Source organism: Mycobacterium sp. (assembly GCF_050701515.1).
Taxonomy (GTDB): domain Bacteria; phylum Actinomycetota; class Actinomycetes; order Mycobacteriales; family Mycobacteriaceae; genus Mycobacterium.
The window spans coordinates 1-4833 of record NZ_JBOGDB010000164.1 but is presented as its reverse complement, the minus strand read 5'-3'; the positions used below and the strand labels follow the sequence as shown (position 1 = coordinate 4833).

At 63.3% G+C, this 4833-nt stretch carries 3 protein-coding genes and 2 pseudogenes; 3 read left to right on the top strand and 2 right to left on the bottom strand.

Going from position 1 to position 4833, the window contains the following annotated elements:
* Positions 1-572 (top strand): annotated as a pseudogene (locus ACRDU5_RS13835) (dihydrodipicolinate reductase); the annotation flags it as partial.
* A 1-nt stretch (position 573) separates the two neighbouring features.
* Here the strand turns inward: ACRDU5_RS13835 and ACRDU5_RS13830 are convergent.
* Complete coding sequence (locus ACRDU5_RS13830) at positions 574-1428, bottom strand: SDR family oxidoreductase (protein ID WP_526615136.1); 855 nt, start codon at positions 1426-1428, stop codon at positions 574-576.
* Positions 1429-1535: 107 nt separating this feature from the next.
* Here ACRDU5_RS13830 and ACRDU5_RS13825 point away from each other — a divergent pair, with 107 nt between their 5' ends.
* Positions 1536-2774, top strand: a complete 1239-nt coding sequence (locus ACRDU5_RS13825; protein ID WP_526615135.1) for a cytochrome P450 — start codon at positions 1536-1538, stop codon at positions 2772-2774.
* Between the two features lie 8 nt (positions 2775-2782).
* Here ACRDU5_RS13825 and ACRDU5_RS13820 read toward each other — a convergent pair whose 3' ends face one another.
* Positions 2783-4051, bottom strand: a complete 1269-nt coding sequence (locus tag ACRDU5_RS13820; RefSeq protein ID WP_526615134.1) for a TetR/AcrR family transcriptional regulator — start codon at positions 4049-4051, stop codon at positions 2783-2785.
* A 174-nt stretch (positions 4052-4225) separates the two neighbouring features.
* On the opposite strand from ACRDU5_RS13820, the pseudogene ACRDU5_RS13815 reads away from it, so the two are divergent.
* A pseudogene (locus ACRDU5_RS13815) lies at positions 4226-4833 on the top strand (nitric oxide reductase activation protein); the annotation flags it as partial.

Here is a 4833-nt window from a genome sequence, read left to right as displayed (position 1 = left end):
TCGCGCTCAACGATCACTATCCGGTCGCCAGCGTGATGGAGGAGGGGATGGGATTCGGCCGTCCGCTCGACTTCGAACCCATGCTGAAGACCCCCGGATTCATCGAGATGGCTTGGAAGGCCCCCGTCCACTTGATCGCAGCAGGTCTGGGTGTCGAGGTCGACGAGGTGCGTGGGTCACTCGACCGCCGGTTGACCGATCGCGACATCGACGTCGCGTTCGGGACGATCAAAGCGGGCACATGCGGCGCGGTGCGCACGCGCGCCGCCGGTGTCGTCGGTGGCCACGAAGCGATTGCTCTCGAGCACGTCATCCGCATGGCGCGCGACGTGGCACCCGACTGGTTGAGCTCGGAATGCGATGCGACCTACCTCGTCGATATCGAAGGTGATCCCGATATCCACTGTTCGATGACCATGGGCGGGGCCGAAGGTCACGGCGCGGGCCGAGGCGCGATGACCGGCACCGCGATGCGCGTGGTCAACGCCATTCCCTACGTCGTCGACGCTCCGCCGGGTCTCTTGAGCTCACTCGACCTACCGATGACCCTGCCCCGCAACCCGTTCGAGTGAATTACCCGAGCGGTACCTTCCCCATGATCAAGTCGATGATCGGCTTGCCCGGTGCGAAGGAACCCGTCATCGATGCCATCGCGTGGCCGACGTCCACAAGCAGGTTGACTCCGCTGATCCCGTTGGCGGCGGCGCTGTTGAGGAACACCATCGCGTTGGCCATTTGTTCGGGCGTGAGGATTTCGGTACCGGTGGCGTCCCGGTAGTCCTGCCCGAAGGCCAGCCATAGGTCGGCGTTGGCCCGGCTCAGCGGGGTGTCGGTAGGGCCCGGGCAGATGGCGTTGATGCGCACGCCCTTCGCCATGAAGGGATAGGACTGTTGCGCCACATAGACATTGATCGCTTTCTTGCTGAAGCCGTAGTGGATCAACCCTTCGTCGACGTGGGCGCCGATCCACTCGTCGGCAGACTGGTAGTCCGGCGTCGCCAGAAACTCCTGCACCCGCTCCAGATCGTTCTCCCAGCCAATGCCAGCGAGTGATGAGATGAAGCAGATCGCCGAACCGCGGGGCAGCCGGTTGTCGGCGAGCAAGCGGTCGATGAGGTGGCGGTGACCGATGAAGTTGATCCGCATCAGGACTTGGGGACCGGCGGGCCCATCGGCGATGCCGGCGGCGGAGAAGATCGCGTCCACCGGCCCGTCGATCTGTTCGATAGCGGCATCGATCGAAGCCGGGTCCGAGAGATCGACGGTGATCGCCTGGTCGACCGGATACTCGACGGGGGCGCGGTCCATCACGATGACTTCTGCCCCGAGCTCCGCACTCGCCTTCGCTGCCGCGGCGCCCATACCGGTGGCGCCACCCACCACGAGCACCCGTTTGCCGTCGTACCGGAACTGATCAATGAGACCCATCGCTCTCCTTTGCAGCGTCTTTATGGCCCGCTTAGCGTAGCACTCTGTGTGGAACATATATTTGGTGCGGGGCGTCGCCTGCACACGCGGCAAAGAATAGGGGACACATGACCGAGCCGACCGATACCGAGGACGTACCGCAGAGCGTTCGGGATGCGCAGGAGCTGTTCGACGCCGGTATGGGCGCCGACGGTGACGCCTCGCCGTACCCCATGCTGCGTGAGTTGCGTACGAAGGGAGCAGTCCATCCGGGGTGGCCGGAAATGGGGATATTCGAAAACTCCGGCGACGGCCCTCCTACATTTGCGGCGTACTCGTTTGACGCGGTGAAGACCGTGTTCACCGACAATGCGACCTACAGCACGCGCTGCTACGAAGCGATCGTTCGTCCGTTGGAAGGTCCCACCATCCTCGAGCTGGACGAACCCGAACATCAGGTGTACCGCAAGCTTCACGAGTACGCGTTCGCCCGTCCCTCGATGCGCCGCTGGGAAACCGAACTCGTCAAGCCTCTGGTCGAGCGGACCGTCGAGAAGTTCCAGGCCGCGAAGCGGGCAGACCTGGTTGGCCAGGTATTCATGCCCATTCCGGTGCGCATCATCGCCGCACTGCTCGGACTGCCGGAGGCCGATGTCCCGGAATTTCACCGGTTGGGCATCGACCTGCTGGGATTCCGGGCGGATTATGACCGGGCGCTTCGCGCGTCCGCGCAGTTGCGTGAGTACTTCATCGGTATCCTCGCCGAGCGAAGGCGCGAACCGCGCGACGACATGGTCACCGTGCTGGCCAACGCCGAAGTCGACGGCGTGCGACTGTCCGACGAAGAGATCTTCGGGTTCATGCGCAACCTGCTACCGGCCGGTGCCGAAACCACGTCACGGTCGACCGCGAGCCTGGCGTTCGGACTGCTCACTCATACCGATCAACTCGCAGCAGAGCAGGCGGATCGAAGCCTGCTGCCCCAGGCCATCGAGGAGGGTATCCGCTGGGAGACCCCATTGCTGAACTTCCTGCGGGAGACCACCTGTGACACAGAACTTGGCGGCATTCGGATTCCCGCTGGTTCGACGATCGCGGTGAACCTCGGCAGCGCCAACCATGACGAGAGCCGATGGAACGACCCCGACCAGTTCGATATCTTCCGAGAACGTAAGCCGCACATCGGTTTCGGTCATGGTGCGCACGTGTGCATCGGAATACACTTAGCTCGCCTCGAAAGCTCAAACATCTTCAATACGCTCTTCGACCGGCTACCAGGAATGCGGCTCGATCCCGACGCGCCCGCGCCATACATCTCCGGGATGTATTTCCGCTCTCCGCCGCGACTCGACGTGGTGTGGGACTGAGAGATCGGCTACTTCGCGCCGCGAACTGCAACTCCGCGCAGCACCGTGTCACGAACGTGGATTTGAGCGGTCTGGGTATCGGTGGCCTGAAGGATGCTCTCGGGAATCCATTGAATAGCGATGAGGCATCGCGACAGCATGTCGCCGGACGGGCCGTCGATGCGTATCTCTCGGGACTTAAGTCCTCGGGAGAGTAGTGTTTTCATCTGCTTTACTCGCGTCGAATACATCCAGGCCGCGTCGGCGATAGCAGGCGGCGGTGACTGTCGCATCCACGCCAGTTGGATCCTGAACTCGTCCCCGAGCTGGTCGAGCGCATTGGTGTTGACCCAACTCAGCGCATCCAACTTCTCGACGACTGTCGAGGCAGACCGCAGAACGCTGATCCATCCGGCGGCGACCTTCTTGCCGAAGGATTCCATGATCGAGGTCAGCAGCTCCTCTTTCGAACCGATCAGCCGGTAGACGGTGCCGGTGCCGAGGCCGGCCGCTGACGCGATGTCCCTGACGGTTGTCGCTTCGTATCCCTTGCGGCCGAACTCCGTTCGTGCGACCGCCCGGACGTGGGCGGCTTTGTCGTCGTCGGGCTCGCCGTCGTTCGTCCAGGACTTGATGACTTCGTCGGCGGCGAGGAAGGCGGCGGACCGATCCAACTCCGCATCGGTCGGCGGTTTAGAGGCAAGGCCGTCCAGGATGATTCGGCACAAGAGCGTTGCAACCCGGTCCGCGGGGGCGTTGTGGCGCATGACATCCAGGCCGACCTGCAACATCGTCTGGACGATTCGGTCGGCCAGTATGGGAAGGTCGAGCTCGGGCCTGAGGTATCCGCTCCACTTGCCGGCACGCAGTATCTGGAGCATCGCATTCAGGATTGCGTCGGGACGTTGCGCGGTCAGTGCGGTGAGCTCCGGGTTTGCGCTTGGCCCTTCATAGAAGGACATCTGAAGTGCGGCGCTATGCCGCACCGCGCACTCGGCGATCGCCGATCCGAGCCCGATGATCCTGTCGGAGACCGGTCGCGGGTCGTCGTCAAGGCGCTGCTCGGCGTGCTGCGCGATCCGATCCAGGTCCTCGTGATACCGCCGGATCAGCTCAACGAGGATGGCTTCCTTGGACTCGAAATGGTGATACAGGCTCCCCGGGAGAATGCCGGTGGCATCGGCAATCTCCTGTAGGGACGTCCGAAGGCCGGACGACGCGATCAACGTCGCCGCGGTCTGAAGGATCTCCGTCCTGCGGGTGCCATCGTCGAAAGCGTGGCGCGGTGTCGGCGTCACCTGAGGATGCGCCACGACACCTCCCGAGGACGACCCCAATGTTTGGTACCCACGCTACCAGTAGACGGTGCTCAAGCTGATGATCTGCGTGCAGAGAAACCGGCGATTGACGACCGCTCGGTGCAGACTATACGTTGGAACAGATATTTGGTCAACGTGCGAAGAAGGGACCCTGTGCCGGGCGACAACGAAGACACAGACGGCATCGGGCGGTTGGGCATATTGGCTTCGGCCATTTCCGGCTGCACGCTCGAGGTGAGGCCGGTCGCGTCCGGAGAGCCAGCATGGACAGACGGCCGGACGGTCTACGTCGACGAAAGTCACAGTAAGCGCGGCCAACTCGAAGCGCTGGCGGTGCAGGCGTCACTGTTGGCGCAGGGCAGCTTGACGCCCGACATCCTGCGAAAGCTGACCCGGCGGCCCGCGGCGGCCAGGCGATATCTCGCCGTGGAGGGTCATCGGGCACTGGTGGCGAACGAGGAACTGTTGCCGCCCTTTACCCGGTCGCTCATCGACCGCGATATCGCGAGCCGCACGGATTCATCCGACGCATCGCTGGCGCTGGTGCTGAGCCGGGAAGCCGTCGCTGACCCACCAGACGTATTCGGAGCAATCCGCGCCCGAAAAGTGTTGGCAACCATGGATCGTGCCGCAGCGTTCGCTGCGCCGGGTGAGCACATTCCGCGACGTCAGCGAAAGCAGGAACTCGAAGAACTCGACGAGGACGCCGACCAAGAGGCCGACGACTTCATGGACGTTTTCTCCAGTCCAGTGGGCGGGGC